This window comes from Candidatus Symbiopectobacterium sp. 'North America', from assembly GCF_015762685.1.
Classification (GTDB): domain Bacteria; phylum Pseudomonadota; class Gammaproteobacteria; order Enterobacterales; family Enterobacteriaceae; genus Symbiopectobacterium.
The window spans coordinates 1-16,886 of sequence record NZ_PEHF01000084.1; the positions used below are offsets into that span (position 1 = coordinate 1).

Annotated in this window: 10 protein-coding genes and 7 pseudogenes; 7 read left to right on the forward strand and 10 right to left on the reverse strand. The window is 53.1% G+C overall.

Annotated elements, in window-relative coordinates; genetic code table 11:
* Nucleotides 1-109: 109 nt before the first annotated feature.
* Nucleotides 110-917: pseudogene (gene fkpA / locus CS369_RS17225) on the reverse strand (FKBP-type peptidyl-prolyl cis-trans isomerase).
* A 212-nt stretch (nucleotides 918-1,129) separates the two neighbouring features.
* Between fkpA and CS369_RS17230 the strand changes: the two are divergent.
* The 3 genes from CS369_RS17230 to CS369_RS17240 all read left to right on the forward strand — a co-directional run bounded on the left by CS369_RS17230 (nucleotide 1,130) and on the right by CS369_RS17240 (nucleotide 3,898).
* Nucleotides 1,130-1,348: a protein SlyX gene (locus CS369_RS17230; protein ID WP_196908054.1), complete on the forward strand. Its 219-nt coding sequence runs from the start codon at nucleotides 1,130-1,132 to the stop codon at nucleotides 1,346-1,348.
* A 270-nt stretch (nucleotides 1,349-1,618) separates the two neighbouring features.
* Entirely contained in the window at nucleotides 1,619-2,554 is a 936-nt protein-coding gene (locus CS369_RS17235; protein WP_196908055.1) for a dihydrodipicolinate synthase family protein, read from the forward strand.
* Between the two features lie 300 nt (nucleotides 2,555-2,854).
* A complete protein-coding gene (locus tag CS369_RS17240) occupies nucleotides 2,855-3,898 on the forward strand; it encodes a LacI family DNA-binding transcriptional regulator (RefSeq protein ID WP_196908056.1) in 1,044 nt (347 codons plus the stop codon).
* Nucleotides 3,899-3,944: 46 nt separating this feature from the next.
* Here CS369_RS17240 and CS369_RS17245 read toward each other — a convergent pair whose 3' ends face one another.
* The 8 genes and pseudogenes from CS369_RS17245 to kefG all read right to left on the reverse strand — a co-directional run bounded on the left by CS369_RS17245 (nucleotide 3,945) and on the right by kefG (nucleotide 11,748).
* On the reverse strand, nucleotides 3,945-5,570 hold the full coding sequence (locus CS369_RS17245; protein ID WP_196908057.1) for a methyl-accepting chemotaxis protein: 1,626 nt from the start codon (nucleotides 5,568-5,570) through the stop codon (nucleotides 3,945-3,947).
* A 141-nt stretch (nucleotides 5,571-5,711) separates the two neighbouring features.
* Nucleotides 5,712-6,567: pseudogene (locus tag CS369_RS17250) on the reverse strand (fumarylacetoacetate hydrolase family protein).
* Nucleotides 6,568-6,711: 144 nt separating this feature from the next.
* Nucleotides 6,712-7,224, reverse strand: coding sequence for a hypothetical protein (locus tag CS369_RS25275; protein ID WP_244665072.1), 513 nt, complete (start codon nucleotides 7,222-7,224; stop codon nucleotides 6,712-6,714).
* Between the two features lie 33 nt (nucleotides 7,225-7,257).
* On the reverse strand, nucleotides 7,258-8,088 hold the full coding sequence (locus CS369_RS25280; protein ID WP_244665073.1) for an MFS transporter: 831 nt from the start codon (nucleotides 8,086-8,088) through the stop codon (nucleotides 7,258-7,260).
* A 455-nt stretch (nucleotides 8,089-8,543) separates the two neighbouring features.
* Nucleotides 8,544-9,098 (reverse strand): peptidylprolyl isomerase, encoded by a 555-nt coding sequence (gene slyD / locus CS369_RS17260; RefSeq protein ID WP_196908058.1) that lies wholly within the window; start codon nucleotides 9,096-9,098, stop codon nucleotides 8,544-8,546.
* A 91-nt stretch (nucleotides 9,099-9,189) separates the two neighbouring features.
* Nucleotides 9,190-9,354 (reverse strand): annotated as a pseudogene (locus tag CS369_RS23965) (YheV family putative zinc ribbon protein).
* A 44-nt stretch (nucleotides 9,355-9,398) separates the two neighbouring features.
* Nucleotides 9,399-11,194, reverse strand: a pseudogene (gene kefB, locus CS369_RS17265) (glutathione-regulated potassium-efflux system protein KefB).
* The gene (kefG, locus tag CS369_RS17270) at nucleotides 11,194-11,748 is read right to left on the reverse strand and encodes a glutathione-regulated potassium-efflux system ancillary protein KefG (RefSeq protein ID WP_196908168.1); all 555 of its coding nucleotides are present in this window, start codon (nucleotides 11,746-11,748) and stop codon (nucleotides 11,194-11,196) included. Before kefG ends, kefB begins: the two are co-directional and overlap by 1 nt.
* A gap of 133 nt (nucleotides 11,749-11,881) precedes the next feature.
* Between kefG and CS369_RS17275 the strand changes: the two are divergent.
* Nucleotides 11,882-13,814, forward strand: a pseudogene (locus tag CS369_RS17275) (ABC transporter ATP-binding protein).
* A gap of 110 nt (nucleotides 13,815-13,924) precedes the next feature.
* Here the strand turns inward: CS369_RS17275 and CS369_RS17280 are convergent.
* Nucleotides 13,925-14,524: pseudogene (locus tag CS369_RS17280) on the reverse strand (LysE family translocator).
* A gap of 163 nt (nucleotides 14,525-14,687) precedes the next feature.
* On the opposite strand from CS369_RS17280, the pseudogene CS369_RS17285 reads away from it, so the two are divergent.
* From CS369_RS17285 to CS369_RS17295, 3 genes and pseudogenes are all read left to right on the forward strand, one after another.
* Nucleotides 14,688-15,664, forward strand: a pseudogene (locus tag CS369_RS17285) (hydrolase).
* Nucleotides 15,661-15,888 (forward strand): YheU family protein, encoded by a 228-nt coding sequence (locus CS369_RS17290; RefSeq protein ID WP_196908059.1) that lies wholly within the window; start codon nucleotides 15,661-15,663, stop codon nucleotides 15,886-15,888. Before CS369_RS17285 ends, CS369_RS17290 begins: the two are co-directional and overlap by 4 nt.
* 110 nt (nucleotides 15,889-15,998) lie before the next feature.
* The gene (locus CS369_RS17295) at nucleotides 15,999-16,868 is read left to right on the forward strand and encodes a phosphoribulokinase (RefSeq protein WP_196908060.1); all 870 of its coding nucleotides are present in this window, start codon (nucleotides 15,999-16,001) and stop codon (nucleotides 16,866-16,868) included.
* The last annotated feature ends 18 nt before the right edge of the window (nucleotides 16,869-16,886 follow it).

A 16,886-nucleotide genomic window follows, 5' to 3' on the forward strand; every position in this document is an offset into this window, starting at 1 on the left:
CTCTCCTGAAAGAAAAACACCCTGTCAGCGTACCGCTACAGGGTGGGGGTGACCATCTCATTAGCCGCGGGTTACCCCACGGCTGAATCAGCTATAACGCTAGCGCGAGTTATTTAGCGCTTTTCTCGGCAGCAGGTTTTTCTGCTTTAGCGGCCGGTTTGGCATCAGCGTCTGCCTTGATATCCAGCAGTTCCACTTCAAACACCAGCGTGGAGTTCGCCGGAATGCCCGGAACGCCATTTTCGCCGTAAGCTAACTCTGGCGGAATAACCAGTTTGATTTTCGCGCCTTTTTTAACCTGCTTCAGTCCTTCAGGCCAACCTGGGATAACACCGTCAAGACGGAAGGAGAGCGGTTCGCCACGTTTGTAAGAGTTATCAAACTCGCTACCGTCAACCAGCGTACCTTTGTAGTTAACCATTACGGTATCGCTCTCTTTCGGCGCTGAGCCCGTCCCCTCTTTCTCTACCTGATACAGCAGACCAGATTCCGTTTTCTTCACGCCTTTTTCTTTGGCAAATGCATCACGGAATTTAGTGCCTTTTTCAGCGCTTTCTTTAGCATCCTGCTTCATTTTCGCTTCTGCTGCGGTTTTCACGCGCGTTTCGAAACCTTGCAGGGTCTTCTCAATCTCTTCGTCGCTCAGCTTGCTCTTGTCAGCGAACGCGTCCTGAACGCCAGCAATCAACTGGTCTTTATTTAAGGTGATACCAAGTTTTTTGCTCTTTCAATGGGTTATCTATGTAACGCCTCAAGGAAGCACACAGTGAATAAGCGGCGGCATCCTCATCGCTCTTGAATTTTGCCGCTGGGGCCGCATCGGACGCTTTGGCCGCTTCTGCTGCCATTACCAGGTTGGCATTCAGCGTCAGTGCCATCGTCGTCGCTAACAGCGTTACTTTAAATAGTGATCTCATCTATCATCTCCCGGTCTGGAACGACAGGCTCCAGAAACATTAATCGTAAATGCGCGACTACTATAACTGTGGGTATCGAGACAACACAACGACACACACAACAATCCTTTGATAAAATTCCCTGAATTATTCATAGGCCCATTTTCCGACCTCGTCGATGTCCGGAGGTTCCGAATATTCGGCTAGATACGACAAAATACAGAGGAATCGTAATGCCCCATACGCAACTCGAGCAACGTATTGAAATACTTGAAAGCAAGCTGGCTTTTCAGGAGCTCACCATTGATGAGTTGAATCAGACGGTGGTCCAACATGAATTGGAAATGGCGAAAATCCGTGAGCACCTGCGCCTGTTAGTGGAAAAATTAAAAGCAACGTCCCCTTCTCTTCTCGCCTCGCAATCCGAAGAGACGCCACCGCCACACTATTAGCCGATAACGCTGGCGCATCCGTACCTCTACGGTTGCGCCAGATCATATTTATCACATCATCTCAGGCATTACACACGGTTTTCCGCACGAGAGAAAAACAAACAATCAATTGATTTAAATCATATAAACTAAAAAATCCTACCGTTATACAAAAATCCTTACAGCAAATCGCTCTTGACAGTCCCTTCAGAAAAACCAAAAATGCAAACGTTCCCGAGAGTGTTATTATTCGTTCTTTCATTTTTCCGATGACACTAAAAAGAGAACATCATGACCAAAATTAATATCGATTTACGTGGCCTGAACCCTGCCCCTGTCACACCGTTCAACCGCGATGGTTCCGTGGATTACGCCGCGTGTAAAAAACTGGGTGCCTGGCTTGCCAGCATCGATGGCGTTAAAAGTCTGACCGTATTGGGCCACGCAGGGGAAGGCACCTTTATGTCTCAGAGCGAGCAGATGAAAGTGATTGAAGCTTTTGCTGAATCGGTGAACGGCGCCATTCCAATCATCGCGGGTATCACGCTCGAAGGCACCGAAGTGGCAGCCGAAGAAGCCAAGCGCGCCGTCAGCGCGGGGGCCTCTGCGGGCCTGCTGTATCCTTCTCACGGCTGGCTGCGTTTTGGCTATCAGAAAGGGGCACCACAGGATAAATACCGCCAGGTCTATGAAGAAAGTGGCCTACCGCTGATCCTGTTCCAGTATCCCGATGCCACCAAGTGCACCTATAACCTGGAAACGTTGCTGGAAATTTTGGCTCAACCCGGTGTGTTTGCCATGAAGAACGGCGTGCGCAATATGCGTCGCTGGGACACGGAGATCCCAGTAATCCGTCGTGAGCGTCCAGACCTGCAAATCCTGAGCTGCCATGACGAATATCTGCTGTCGACTGCCTTTGATGTAGACGGTTTCCTGGTGGGCTATGGCAACATTGCGCCGGAACTGCTGGTAGAGATGATCAAAGCCGGCAAGGCGAAGGATTACAAAAAAGCCCGTGAGATCCATGACCGCCTGCTGCCCGTGACCAAAAGCGTGTATCACCGTGGTTCGCACATGGAAGGTACCGTGGCACTGAAACATGCGCTTGTGGCGCGTGGCATTCTGGACCACGCCACAGTGCGTTCTCCGCTGCTGCCATTGGAACCTGGTGCAGAAGAGGAAATCAAAGCCGCTATTCGCGCTGCTGAACTGTCATTCGTTGGCTAATACCACCACACCGACGCTGACATGACGAATACGCCCGACTTCATACCGTGAACGGCGGGCGTATTGTCGATCCAAATGGCATCTAACTTCCCACGCTTGTTAGCGCAATCAAACGTATATGTTGCGCATTATTGTATGCTTTTGCATAGTAATCCCTGATTATCCTGCCGTGGCGCAGATTTAAAATTCCGAGGTGTAGCCAAAGCCTGGGAACCATTACATAATAAATTCGTAAACGCCGCGCGGATGTCATTGGCAACAGACTATGCCTTTTTTTAAAAATAAAAATCAAGGGATTACATGGACCCTAATACCTTTCCGCCCAACGGTTCAAGCCGTAAGTTAGGAAGCAAGCCCGTCACCTTACAGGATGTCGCCACGGCAGCCGGGGTGAGCGTTTCCACCGTTTCCCGCGTTCTGGATGAACGTTTACCTCCGTCACGCAGCAAAGCAGCGGAACGTGTACGTCAAGTTGCACAAGAATTGGGTTACCGGCGCGACATCATGGCCTCCAGCCTGCGTCGTGGCGGTACGGGCACCATCGGCGTACTGGTGCCGCGTCTGAGCGATATGTTGATGGCGCTATTGTATGAGGCCATCTGCCGCGTAGCAGAACGCTACGGTTATTTCGCGATTGTTGCGACCTGCGGCGACGATCCGGTGCAAGAAAAACAGGCGGCAGCCTCCCTGCTCGATCGGCGTGTTGATGGGCTGATTCTGGCCACCAGCCGACTGGATGACCATTTGCCGGCGGAACTGCGTCAGCAAAATGTTGCTCACGTTCTGGCGCTGCGTACCGACGGTGTCAGCCGCTCTGCCATTGGTGACGATGAGCAGGGGGGCTATCTGGCAACCCGGCATCTGATCGATCTCGGGCACTGCGATATCGGCATGGTCGCGGGACCCAGCTTTTCTTCCGGTGCGACCTATCGCCGGGAAGGATTCCATCGTGCAATGCGCGAGGCCGGACTCACCCCCAATCCCGCCTGGATTCGGGAATCCGGTTTCAGCATTGAGTCAGGGGAAAGTGAAGGGATGGCGCTGCTGAGTGGAGCACGCAGGCCCACGGCCATTTTCGCCATCAACGACGATTTGGCCTTCGGCGTGATGGCGGCGGCCCATCGATTGGGACTGGCAATAGGTCAGGATTTATCACTGGTCGGCTATAACGATATTCCACTGTCCGCCCGTTTGCCGGTTCCGCTCACTTCGGTGCATATTCCGTTCGACCACGTTGCCTCAATTGCTGTTGAATTGCTACTGGCTAGCACCGAACCTGTCGATACCATTCGGCGCGTGATGCCAAGTCTTATTCCACGCAGTTCCAGCGCACCGCTCAGGTAATCACTTATGCATGAGCGGGCCAACGCAGCCCGCTCATGCGCACGCTTCAGGTTGAATAACACCTACCGCCCTGCGTTACCTGAACGGGCAAAGCCGCAAAACGGGCTGGCCGCTGTGCGGTCTCTGGCTCGCATATATCGTTTCCAGGCAAACGGAATACTGCAATCAGTGAGGCAAGCCGTGCGACCTGCGCTTCCAATGCTAAAGCCGCTGAGGTGGAATCACTGACCATCGTTGCATTTTCCTGAATGGTACGATCCATGTCCGTCACGGCATCACCAATTTGCGCAATACCGCGACTCTGCTCGTCTGACGCCACCGAAATATCGTTCATGATGCGATCGGCTGCGCCAATTGACGTAACAATGTCATGCATGGCACTCCCCGCTTTTTCTACCAGCACAGAACCTTCATCCACTCGCATCACGGACTCTGCAATCAAGGCTTCAATCTCTCTGGCCGCTTGTGAACTGCGCTGCGCCAGATTACGCACTTCGCTGGCGACCACGGCAAAACCACGCCCCTGTTCTCCGGCCCGTGCCGCTTCCACCGCCGCATTCAGTGCCAATATGTTGGTTTGAAAAGCAATGCTGTTGATGACCGACGTGATATCCGCGATTTTCCGCGAGCTGCCGGTAATATCCGACATCGTTGTCACCACCTGCTTAATGATCTCACCGCCCCGGTTGGCGTTGCCCGATGCCTGACGCGTCAGCTGTCCAGCGTGCCGCGCGTTATCCGCATTGTTGGTCACCGTCGCGGTCAGCTCCTCCATGCTGGCAGCGGTTTTCACCATTGCTGCCGCCTGTTGATCGGTACGTGAGAACAAATTACGGTTACCGTCGGCAATGGCGGAAGAGGCCGTCGCCACCTGATGCGCACTGTCTCGAATATCCACCATCAGTCCGCACAGTTTTCGCGTCATCTCCATCATGGCATGTGTCAACATCCCCAGTTCGTCACGACGAACCTGACCTACCACTACAGAGAGATCGCCTTGTGCAATGCGCTGCGCCAGTTCAAGGTTGCCGCGTATCGATTTCGCTATCAGGCGAGTCACCGATACGGCGATCAACATTCCCAGCAAAACGGCGCAAATCCCGATAACAACGATTTCCGCGACTGAGCGGTTGATAACATGCTGGTTTTTCTCATCAAGCTGGCTCGCGATACGGTTAAAGGTATCAGTAACAGCAAACCCCGTTTTAATGGACTGCGTATCGGCCGCCTTGAGGCGTTGCCACTGTGCGGTATTCTGTATGTTCTCCCCGGCGGGAAGGACCTGCTTCTGCCCACGCAACGCAGACACGGCGAGCGCGATCTCCTCCAATTCATGTTGATATTGCGTCAGTTGTTCGCTCAGGCGTTGGAAATGCTGCACATCGCTTTCTTGCCAACGCAATTGGCGCGCTTTTTCCTGCTGAGCAATTATCTGGGAAACATATTTCATCATATTGCTGGCGTTCTTTTCATCCAACGTATAAAAGAGTTTCACTCGGGCAATTTTTGACTGATCTAGATAATGGTTTATCTCAGAGACCAATGCCGTCTTGGTATATAAATCACGAATCTCAGAAAAACGTAATGCACTGAAGAACACAGCAAAAATTATTAATGATAAGACGATAAAAAAACCGCCATAGAGTTTCTTTGCGATGCTGATTTGAAGCATTCTTTCCTCCTGATAATAATGTCTTCCGTCACTGATGCTAAAGATGAACGCGAGCTAAAATAGACAAACTGGATAACAGGCATGTCACCGTATTTATCCGGCTAAGCATTAATAGTGATATTGTTTTTTTAATGAGCGCCGTTACGCTGCGCTGCAAGCCCGTTTTCGGGTGGTAATGCAGTTATGCAAACAGCCAATATGTTCAATTTCAACTTCAACGATATCGCCTTCATGCAAAAACAGCGGCGGTGTGCGTTTTTTTCCCACACCACCCGGGGAGCTAGTAATAATGACATCGCCGGGGGATAATTCGCTGAAGGTACTGATATATTCAATCAGCTCTTCAATGGGATGGATCATACTGGCAGTGGTGTCATTCTGCACTCTGTTGCCATTAAGCCGGGTTTCTATATGCAGGTTTTGTGGTTCCGGCACATCATCGCAGGTCACCAGCCAAAGACCAAACGCACCGGTATTTTGCCAGTTTTTTCCGGCGGTAAACCAGGTATGCTGCCAGTCGCGTACGGAGCCATCCATATAGCAACTGTATCCGGCAATATAGGAGAAGGCGTTAGATGCTGAAATTTCCTTGCCTCGTTTTCCGATGATAACAGCCAGTTCCCCTTCATAGTCAAATTCGTTTGACTGGGCGGGTTTTTCCACATCGCAATTATGCCCAACCTGAGAATCTGGAAAGCGAATAAATAAGGTAGAGGCCGAATTCATTTCACCAAACTCGGCACGTTTCTCCGCATAGTTCATTCCGACACAGAAAATTTTTCTCGGATTATTTATCACCGGAAGAAATACCACGTCATCTTCTTGATAGTCAGGCTTGGCCTGCAAAAAACGTCGGGCATCCGCAATACCCTCGTCTTCAATCAATGCCCGCAAATCGGGATAGCGCGCCTAACCCTTTGCCTAAATCGACAATTCCCTTTTCTACCTTTAGACCATAGGTTTCTTTCTGGCCGACCCTAAAACTTGCTAATTTCATTTTATACCTCAACGGTGAAACACAGTGCGCGCTGCTTGCTGGAATATGCGCAGCATGGGCTACGCATATTCCGAGCGCCAATTCGGAATTTATCCGCCTGCATTCGGCTACGGTGACAACTCATCTAGCACTTGACCTTTTGTTTCAATGGCATAACGCATTGTTACGACCGCCCCTATCAGAGCAATCAGCGCGAAAGCAATAAAACACATAGCGAATACCAAAGTTGCCGACAATAAACCCAACCAGGATCGGCCTCACGGCAGAGCCGGCGCGCAGCCAGACGCTGCCCAAACCGGTACCAATCGCACGCAATCGCGTTGGGTAAAGCTCTGAAGAATAGAGGTAAAGCGAGAAGGTAATGGTTTGCAGTATGGCGTAAGCCGCAGTGGCACATACCACAATTCGCAACGGATTGGTTGCGCCCAGTACCGTCAAGGTAACCAGTGGCACAATCGCCAGCAGGAAAGCAGTGGCATACCAGGCCTTGCGCCCAACCTTATCAATCGACAATGCACAAACGATCGAAGCTAACACCCCAAACGCCGATGTCGTCCAACCGTAAGCCAGTGCCGTTTGAATCGGTAATCCGAATACACTTTTGTACAGCGTAGGCAGCCAGGTCACCAGACCGTTGTTGATCATATAGCCACACACCCACAGCGCCCAAATGGTGAAAGTGTGCTTGCGTTAGATGCCGGTAAACAGCTCATGCCACCCTTCACTGGCGACGGTTTTTTTCTCTATAGTGCGAATGACTGGTTCGGGTAACGTTTCCCCGCGACGCAGCACCTCGTCCTCCAGTTTACTCACCACTTTATCGGCTTCGGCCAAACGGCCTTTCGAGGCTAACCAACGCGGCGATTCAGGCATTAACCAACGCAGGGGAACTGTGATTATCGATGGAATAAGACCGACGATAAACATGGCCTTCCAGCCATAAACAGGGACCAGAAAATACCCTGCAATTCCTGCAAACATCATACCGATGGGGAAAATCACCTCGTACAGCAGGAAGAAGCGCCCACGCTTTTTGGCACCAACAAACTCATTGATATAGTAGCTCGCCACGGGCACTTCCGCACCAATTCCCACCCCTTGCAAAAAGCGGAAGACCATCATCGACAGCCCACTCCAGGCAAACATACAGGCCGCATCTATGATCACAAACAGGATGATGGTGATCTTCAACACGCCCAATCGTCCGATTTTCTCGGCCAGAGAACCGAAGAAAACGGCACCAAACAGTTGCCCAATATAGCTGGCAGCAATAATCAGGCTGATATATGCTGCGCTTAGCCCCCATTCCGCGGCGAGCTGTGGCATGGCGAAGGCGATAGCCAGTAAGGTGTAAGCATCAAAAAAGGTAGAAAGACCGACCACCACGCGAATGGTCAGCAGTTGACGTGTGATCGGCATCCGTTCAAGACGGGCGACCAATTCAGCATTGGATGTCCCGCTTGCGGTGACAGTACTGGCGTCTGCATTGATCACACCGGCACTCATGTCATGCGTTGACATAGTTTGTTCTCCAAAAAGGATAGTGTGTTAGCCGCGATACGCTTGCGCAGCGGCTCTGCATCGCGGCAGTTCAGCATCACGATGAAGGCACATGAAGGATGTAGGGGTCAGGCCACGTAACTCGATATTCATGTTGGTCATGGTAGAGGTTCTCTTTCCTGGATGTTCTAGGGTGTATTTTATTAAAATAACGTTCTCGTGAACGTTCGCATATTGTTCGCCAAAGCACCGATAAGTGTCAATAAGCCCTCAGAGGCTTTTAACCGGTTATCTGATGAACATCCCTAGTTGGGCAGAAAGCAGGAAAGCGCGATGCGAAAATAACACGATGAAAGACGGGTAAAATCAACACGTTCAGTGCTAATGGCGCGGGTTGTAACACGAAAAAAACCGGCCGCGCCTGGCGCTCCGGGTTTGTAACGGTGAGGACACGCCTCACGGGCATACGCCGAAAATCAATGGCAACCGCAGCCGCCTTTACCGTGTTCGTGATAGTGACCATGACCGCCACAGCAACCTTCACCGTGCTCATGATGGTGATAGTGCTCGCCGTGTACGTGACCGTGTGCGATCTCTTCTTCCGTGGCTTCACGGATAGCGACCACTTCCACATTGAACTTCAGGTTTTGGCCTGCCAGCATGTGGTTACCGTCAACCACCACGTGGTCATCTTCCACTTCGGTGATTTCAACCGGTACCTGACCCTGATCGGTGTCAGCCAGGAAACGCATGCCCACTTGCAGCTCATCAACTCCCATAAAGACGTCTTTTGGCACGCGTTGCACCAGGTTTTCGTCATATTCGCCGTAGGCGTCGTTAGAGCCAACAGCAACGTCAAACTTATCAACCACTTCGCGCCCTTCAAGCGCTTTTTCCAGGCCAGAAATCAGGGAACCGTGACCGTGCAGGTAGTCCAACGGCGCGCTCACCGGAGACTCATCAACCAATACACCATCTTCTGTACGTACCTGGTAGGCCAGGCTGACCACCAGATTTTTTGCAACTTTCATGACATCTCCTACCGTTGGAAATCAAAACTGGCGCAAATTGTAGCTGAAAAAAATCCCCATGTACCGTCTGGGATAAAAAATGCCCCACCGATCAATCAGGATGAAAAATGCCGATGATATGCTCGCCCTGCCGCTGTCGATAGCCACACTTGACACAGGTGACCACATCTACTTGGTCTTCCTGCCCTACGGCCAGCGTATCCTACGCCTGACACTGAGGACACACGGCACCCGGGATAAACCGTTTACGTTGCATCTTGCCTTCCTCGCTGCACGCGACGCATGTTATTCGTACTCATCTCAGTCATCCAGACGACGGCGCTCGTGCTGCATTTCTCGTTGGAAAATGTCTTCCAGCTCCCGCCGCGCTTCCTTGACGCGTGAAACCTGCGCCACATCGGCATCTCCCTGACGTATCGGCATCAATTCACGCAGCATGCGCATATCCAAGCGCCGAAAATGCTGCTGTGCCCGATAAGCCTGATGAGGATGCATCCCCACCGACGTCAACGTTTTACGCCCCAGTTCCAGCGCACTCGAAAAGGTTTCACGCGCGAAATGTTTGACACCAGACTGCAATAATTCATGGGCTTCAACACGTCCGCGCGCGCCAGAATTTCCAGATTGGGAAAATGCTTTTGGCACAGGTGCACAATGGCCATGTTATCTTCCGGCTCATTACAGGTGATTACAATCGCGCACGCCTGTTCAGCGCCGGCCGCCCGCAGCAGTTCCATTTCAGTGGCATCACCGTAATACACTTTGTAACCATAGCTGCGCATCAGGCTGACGGCGCTGATATCACGTTCCAATACCGTGATGTGCATTTTGTTTGCCATCAGCAAGCGCCCGATAACCTGCCCAAAACGCCCAAACCCGACGATAATCACCTGCGGCTCGTCATCTTGCACATAGGGCTTTTCGTCATGCTCCTCCGTGGCGTTATAACGATGCACCAGAATGCGGTCTATGCCCTGCATCAGCAGCGGCGTGGTCATCATGGAGAGGGTTACCGTGACCAGCAGCAACGGAAGCTGTTCGCCCTGTAGCATCCTGTGCGCCGCTGCCGCAGAAAACAGCACAAACGCAAACTCCCCGCCCTGACTCAGCACCCCGGCAAACTGAAGCCGTTCAGAGCGCCGCATCCGGTTCACACGCGCCAACACGTACAGCACAATGCCCTTCACCGTGACCAGAAGGAATACGCCCAGCAATACTTCGTCGATGTGGGTAAACAACACCCCCAGATCGAGTGCCATGCCGACGGAGATAAAAAACAGTCCGAGCAGCAATCCCTTAAAAGGCTCGATGGAAATTTCCAGCTCGTGGCGATACTCACTTTCCGCCAGCAACACGCCTGCGATAAAGGTGCCCAACGCCATGGAGAAGCCCAGCGCATCCATAAAGACCGCAGAGCCAAGCACCAGCAGCAGCGCCGCGGCGGTAAACACCTCACGCACGCCGGAGGCGGCGATAAAGCGGAATAGCGGACGCACCAGATAGCGTCCACCGATCAACATACCGATAAAGGCCGCGACCTTGATGGCAACGTCTTTCCAGTCGGTCACTTCGCCCTGCACACCGGCCAGCACCGGCACCAACGCCAGAGTGGGGATGACTGCCAAGTCCTGAAACAGCAGCACTGCGAAACCCAACTGGCCGGATTCGCTGCGGTTCATTCCTTTCTCGCGCATCAATTGCAGCGCCATCGCGGTGGAAGACATTGCCAACCCAACGCCACCAATCAGCGCCGATTGCCAAGAAAAGCCAGTCAGGTAGAGTAAGCCGCCAAGAACCGCCGCGCTGAACCCAACCTGCGCGGCACCAATCCCGAAGATGGATCGCCGTAATGTCCATAACTTTTGCGGATTCAGCTCCAGCCCGATGATAAACATCAGGAACACCACGCCAAGCTCAGAGAAATGCAGGATAGCGTCAACATCGCGGATAAAGCCCAGCCCCCAAGGACCAATGGCGATACCGGCAATCAAATACCCCAATACCGCACCAATGCCCAATCGGCTGGCGATAGGTACCATCAGTACAGCGACAAACAAAAACAGAATGCCCGCACTCAGCAGGGGGGAGCTCTCCATCACTCACCCTCCATTTTGGGTAACGGGGAAGCCAGCCATTCGCTATACGCCTCGGCATAGCTTGCCAGCACATCGGCGGGCAATCTGCGCGCCCAATAGACCATCAGCGGCGGTAGCCAATGCATACGACACATGGCCGCCGTCATTTCAAACGGACGCAGCACCTCTTCCATACTGAAGCGGTTATTACCTTCCAGGTGATAGCTCTCTTCCGGCTCACCCGTGGTGATTACCGAACGCCAATATTTGCCCGCCAGTGCATTACCGCCAATACCATTGGCAAACCCGCGCGACAGCACGCGGTCAAACCACTCCTTTAGCAGCGCCGGACAGCTGTAGGTATAGAGTGGATGCTGAAACACAATCACCTGATGTTCGCGCAGCAGCTGTTGCTCGTAGTGAATATCAACAAAAAAGTCCGGATAGTGAGTGTACAGATCGTGTACGGTAACATGGGCTAACTGGTGCGCCGGTTGTAGCAAAACCCGGTTGGCTATCGAGTCTTGCGATTCCGGATGGGCATACAGCAGCAAAATCTTCGGTGGCTGCGACATCATTCCCCTCCAAAGCGTCGTCATGAGCGCGGTTTTCCGCTACCATGCTGCGTGATAACGATACGACAAACAGGACGTTCGCGGTCCCGAGATAACCGTGATAATTTAACATACTCTAAACATGTGACGCTTTATGATTGTTTTCTCCGCTTTGCAAATTCGGCGTGGCGTGCGTGTTTTGCTTGATAACGCCACCGCCACCATCAATCCAGGCCAGAAGGTTGGATTAGTCGGTAAAAACGGCTGCGGCAAGTCCACGCTACTCTCGTTGCTAAAAGGCGAGATCGGTGCCGATGGCGGCAGCGCCACGTTTCCGAATAACTGGGCACTGGCATGGGTCAATCAGGAAACGCCCGCGCTGGATGTGCCTGCCATTGACTATGTTATTGACGGCGATCGTGAATTTCGCCAGTTAAGAAGTTGAACTTCAGCACGCCAACGACATTAACGATGGTAACGCCATCGCCCGTGCACACGGCAAGCTGGATGCGATTCAAGCCTGGAGTATTCCGGCGTGCGCCGCCAGCCTGCTCGATGGCCTTGGCTTTACCCAGGCCCAATTGCAGCAGCCGGTACGTGATTTTTCCGGCGGATGGCGTATGCGCCTTAATCTGGCCCAAGCGCTAATTTACCGCTCCGACCTGCTGCTGCTCGACGAATCGACCAACCACCTCGATCTGGACGCGGTGATCTGGCTGGAGAAATGGCTGAAAAGCTATCCGGGAACGCTGGTACTGATCTCCCACGATCGCGACTTCCTCGATCCTATCGTCAACAAGATCCTGTACATCGAGCAGGAGACGCTGTTCGAATACACCGGTAATTACTCCTCGTTCGAACGCCAGCGCGCTACGCGTTTAGCGCAGCAGCAGGCGTTGTATGAGCATCAGCAAGAGCGCGTGGCGCACTTGCAACACTATATCGATCGCTTCCGCGCACAGGCCACCAAAGCCAAGCAGGCGCAAAGCCGGATTAAAATGCTGGAGCGCATGGAGCTTATTGCCCTGGCACACGTCGATAATCCGTTCCGTTTCAGTTTCCGTGCGCCAGAGTCGCTGCCGAACCCGTTGCTGCGCATGGAGAAGGTGAGCGCAGGCTACGGTGACAAACTGATTCTGGAATCCATCAAGCTCAATCTGGTGCCGGGTTCGCGCATTGGCCTGCTAGGGCACAACGGTGCCGGTAAATCGAGGCTGATCAAGTTGTTAGTGGGCGAGCTGGCCCCGTTGCATGGCGAAATCGGGCTGGCGAAGGGCGTCAAGCTCGGCTATTTCGCCCAGCATCAGCTTGAGTTTCTGCGTGCGGATGAATCCCCGCTGCAACATCTGGTCCGTTTGGCAGAGCGGGAAACCGAGCAGCAACTGCGCGATTATCTCGGTGGCTTCGGTTTTCAAGGCGACAAAGTGACGGAAGTGACCGAGCGTTTCTCAGGCGGTGAAAAAGCCCGTTTGGTGCTGGCATTGATCGTGTGGCAGCGCCCTAACCTGCTGTTGCTCGATGAACCGACCAACCATCTCGATCTGGACATGCGTCAGGCACTGACAGAAGCGTTGATCGATTTCGAAGGCGCGCTGGTGGTGGTCTCCCACGATCGACACCTGATCCGATCCACCACGGACGATCTCTATCTGGTACACGATCGCAAAGTGGAGCCGTTTGATGGCGATCTGGAGGATTACCAGCAATGGCTAACGGACGTGCAGCGCCAAAACAGCGCTGCTGAATCCGTCGATAAGCCCGCCTCAACCAACAACGCACAGGCACGCAAAGATCAAAAGCAGCGCGAAGCGGAGCTGCGCACTCAAACCCAACCGTTGCGTAAAAAGATTGCTCAGTACGAGCAGCAGATGGAGAACTTCGCCGATGCGTTGGCAAAAGTCGAAGCGCGTTTATCGGACAGCGAACTGTACGACCAAAGTCGCAAAACCGAACTGACGGAATGCCTGCAACAGCAGGCCAAACTCAAAGGCGAACAGGAAGAGGCAGAGATGGCCTGGCTGGACGCGCAAGAGCAGCTAGAACAGTTGGCCCCAACTGAGAGCGGCAACTCTCGCTTTCTCAGGTAGCACGCCGCTCCCCTCAGTCATTCCCGCGAAGGCGGGAATCTCCCACAGACAAAACGCGTTTCTGCTGTAAGAGATCCTCGGCCTACGCCGAGGATGACGAGCAGGCTCCGCTAGTGCCAGATCAACAGAACACAGGCCTCTGTTAACACCCCCATCGAGACGTTAAAAATCACCCATGCTTTGCGGCTACGCAATAAACGGCCAATCGCCGTGCCGAAGCCCAGTCAGATAACGCCTGAAACCAGATTAACCAACACAATGCCAAAACTTATCAGCAGCACCGAATGGTTATAGCAGCTGCCCGCCAGACTGAAACTTGTGACCGAACCCAGCGCCATTAGCCAGGCTTTGGGATTCAGAAATTGAAGCAGCCAGCCTTGATACAGTCGCAGCGGCGGCGGCGGTGCACTGGCCTCCAGCCGCTCATAGGCCGCCGTCGCAATTTTCCACGCCAGCCACAGCAGGTAGAGACTGCCAAGCACTTTAAGTATCAGGTGCAACGAAGGAGAGAGCAGGATCATGCCGCCCACGCCAAATGCCACCAGCAGTAAAATGCTCTGCATGCCGAGCATGATACCCACCATCAGCCACAGCGATCGCATAAAGCCGAAGTTGGCACCGGAGGTCGTCAGCAGTATGTTATTCGGGCCAGGTGTGATCGCCGCCACCCAGAGAAAAGTCAACATCGATAAAAATAAGCCCTGTTCCACGTTTTGACTGCCCCTTGTCCCCACCGTTACGGTATGATTTATTGACCTGACTGAACGTTAGCCTGTCTGTTACACAGCAATGCTCGCTGAGCGGCGCAAGCAGGGTTAGCGCAGTGTGATGAATATCGCACAATTATTTCCCGAGGTCGTTTCGATTCCCATGTTGTCCTCAACATTTCGCCCGTTACGCGGGGCTGATAACCCGCATGTACAAACTCTGTTGCCGCGCTTGATTCGCCGCCGTGTCCGTTTGCAGCCGGTGTGGCAACAACTCGATCTGCCTGACGGCGATTTTGTCGATCTGGCCTGGAGCGAAGCGCCGCCAACCCCGCGTAGTGCTGTTTCACGGTCTGGAAGGCAGCTTCCACAGCCCCTATGCGCACGGTTTGTTACAAGCGTGCCGTGAGCAAGGCTGGCTGGCGGTGATTATGCATTTTCGCGGCTGTAGCGGTCGCCCCAACCGTCTGAATCGTATCTACCATTCTGGCGAAACCGATGATGGCAGCTATCTGCTGCGCTGGATGCGGGATACGCTAGGCGAAGCACCAATTGCTGCCATCGGCATTTCTCTGGGCGGCAATATGTTGGCTTGCCTGCTGGCTAAACGGGAATAAGCCCGGTTGCTCTCCGCTGCGGCGATAGTCTCCGCTCCGTTTCATCTCGACGCCTGTAGCCGCAGGATCGAGCAGGGGTTTTCCCGTATTTATCAGCGCTATCTGGTCGGACAGTTAAAGCAGAATGCCCAGCGTAAGCTGGCACGCTATCCGGGTTCGTTACCGATTATCCCGGCACAGTTGCAACGTATAAAGGGATTGAGTGAGTTTGATGATGCGATCACCGCCCGTATTCATGGTTTTCAGGATGCTGCCGACTACTACCATCAGTGCACTGGCGTTGCTGCCCACCATTCGTACGCCGACGCTGATCATCCATGCGCAGGACGATCCTTTCATGACACCCGAGGTGATCCCGGATATCAGCCACCTGCCCGACACTATCGAATACCAACTGACAGCGCACGGCGGGCACGTCGGGTTTGTCGGCGGTACATTACTGAAACCGGAAATGTGGCTTGAACAACGCATTCCGGCCTGGTTCACGCGCTTTCTATCGGCGGACACCACAGAGGCAACAACATGATGATTCCCTGGCAGCAGCTTGATAGCGATACGCTGCAAAATATTATTGAGTCCTTTGTGTTACGTGAAGGCACTGATTATGGTGAGCAGGAGCGTTCACTGGAGGAAAAAGTCAGGGATATTCGCCGACAGCTTGCCTCGGGAGACGTGGTGTTGGTGTGGTCAGAGCTGCATGAAACGCTGAATATCATGCCGCGCACCCAGCTAAACGAAAATACGCCGTAACGTGATAAATCATCGTTTCCTGACGCGCGGGGGGTCGTCTTGCGTCACCGGGTCTGTTATACAGTGAGAGCCATGTTAGTCCAACGCCTAATCCGACGGAGTGCAACCGCATGTCGCAACAACACCCGATCATTGCCGTTACCGGCTCCAGTGGAGCAGGCACCACCACGACCAGCCTCGCGTTCAGGAAGATCTTCCAGCAGTTGCAGATAAAAGCCGCTTCACTGGAAGGCGATAGCTTTCACCGTTATACCCGGCCAGAAATGGACATGGCGATTCGCAAAGCGAAAGATTTAGGCCGCCATATCAGCTATTTTGGCCCAGAGGCCAACGATTTCAGTCTGCTTGAACAGGCGTTTATCGAATATGGCCGCAACGGTACCGGAAAAACGCGCAAATACCTGCACACCTACGATGAGGCGATCCCCTACAATCAAGTACCCGGCACTTTTACGCCGTGGGAGCCGATGCAGCATCCCACAGATATGCTGTTTTATGAGGGTCTGCACGGCGCGGTGGTCACCGACCAGTACGATGTTGCCCAGCATGTTGACCTACTGGTCGGCGTGGTCCCCATCGTCAATCTGGAATGGATTCAAAAGCTGGTTCGCGATATCAACGAACGCGGTCACTCACGTGAAGCCGTTATGGATTCAGTGGTGCGTTCCATGGAGGATTACATCACCTATATCACGCCGCAGTTTTCTCGCACTCATATCAACTTCCAGCGCGTACCGACTATCGATACCTCAAACCCCTTTGCAGCCAAGGCGATCCCTTCGCTGGACGAGAGCTTTGTGGTGATCCATTTCCAGGGCGTCGAGCATATTGACTACCCCTACCTACTGGCCATGCTGCAAGGCTCGTTTATTTCACACATCAATACGCTGGTGGTACCGGGGGGAAAAATGGGACTCGCCATGGAGCTGATCATAGCACCGTTGGTAAAACGGCTGGCAGAAGGGCGTAGCGCGGGCTGAGATAAAACACACAGCCCG

What these genes read in the sequence shown, in the direction of transcription:
- CS369_RS17230 (WP_196908054.1), top strand. Translation starts at nt 1,130, where the DNA reads ATGCCCCATACGCAACTCGAGCAACGTATTGAAATACTTGAAAGCAAG.
- CS369_RS17235 (WP_196908055.1), top strand. Translation starts at nt 1,619, where the DNA reads ATGACCAAAATTAATATCGATTTACGTGGCCTGAACCCTGCCCCTGTC.
- CS369_RS17240 (WP_196908056.1), top strand. Translation starts at nt 2,855, where the DNA reads ATGGACCCTAATACCTTTCCGCCCAACGGTTCAAGCCGTAAGTTAGGA.
- CS369_RS17245 (WP_196908057.1), bottom strand. Translation starts at nt 5,570, where the DNA reads ATGCTTCAAATCAGCATCGCAAAGAAACTCTATGGCGGTTTTTTTATC.
- CS369_RS25280 (WP_244665073.1), bottom strand. Translation starts at nt 8,088, where the DNA reads ATGTCAACGCATGACATGAGTGCCGGTGTGATCAATGCAGACGCCAGT.
- slyD (WP_196908058.1), bottom strand. Translation starts at nt 9,098, where the DNA reads ATGAAAGTTGCAAAAAATCTGGTGGTCAGCCTGGCCTACCAGGTACGT.
- kefG (WP_196908168.1), bottom strand. Translation starts at nt 11,748, where the DNA reads ATGTCGCAGCCACCGAAGATTTTGCTGCTGTATGCCCATCCGGAATCG.
- CS369_RS17290 (WP_196908059.1), top strand. Translation starts at nt 15,661, where the DNA reads ATGATGATTCCCTGGCAGCAGCTTGATAGCGATACGCTGCAAAATATT.
- CS369_RS17295 (WP_196908060.1), top strand. Translation starts at nt 15,999, where the DNA reads ATGTCGCAACAACACCCGATCATTGCCGTTACCGGCTCCAGTGGAGCA.